The sequence below is a fragment of the Halorubrum sp. SP9 genome, from assembly GCF_005435015.1.
In the GTDB taxonomy this organism is placed as follows: domain Archaea; phylum Halobacteriota; class Halobacteria; order Halobacteriales; family Haloferacaceae; genus Halorubrum; species Halorubrum sodomense.
Map to the genome: position 1 here is coordinate 1 of NZ_SGXU01000207.1, position 728 is coordinate 728.

Consider the following 728-nt stretch of genomic DNA (forward strand, 5'->3'; position numbering starts at 1 on the left):
GGTGATCTTTCGCGACTGACTCAGGCTACATCTGCGGCTACAGCAGCACTTGACCGACTGATCCAAAATAACGGAGCAGATGAGGACGAACAACAGCGTACAGTCGAATTTGATGCGGACTCACTCGATCAAGTCTATCAGCCTAAAACAACTACAGATAGTCACGAGACAATCGTCACCCAACTACTCTCACTTGGTCAGGATTACGTTGGACTCGACACTGGAATTCTTACGAAAGTAGAGAACTCAACAATCGAGATTGAGTACACGGTTGGTTCGACGACCGAGCGCGAAAAAGAGACGACATACGATATTTCGGATCAGCTGTGTGAAGCCACACTCAATCAAGATCTTCTCGAATCCATATCGTTCGCCGACGCGTCTGTGGAGGATTACGGAACGCATCCAGCGTCTGAGAACAGCGTCGCGTATATCGGCGTGCCAGTCTTTGTTGATGGAGAACTATACGGAACGATCAACTTTACGAGTAGCGAGCCGCGGTCAGAGACGTTTGACCGCGACGAACACGAGTTTGCCAACCTTCTCGCACAGCGGATTGGGATTGAAATCGAACACCAGAACCAACTCTTAGACGTCGAACGGTACGAGACCATTCTTCAAGCAGTTGATGACCCAGTATATGCGCTCGATGCTAATGGAAAATTCACATTCGTCAACGATGCCGCAGAGCGAGAGTTCGGGTACGGAGAGGACGTGATCGGTGTAGA

1 protein-coding gene is annotated in these 728 nt (G+C 49.7%); it reads left to right on the top strand.

Features of this window, described 5'->3' with window-relative positions:
- On the top strand, positions 1-728 hold a 728-nt coding region (locus EXE45_RS17220), incomplete at both ends, for a GAF domain-containing protein (RefSeq protein ID WP_137695051.1).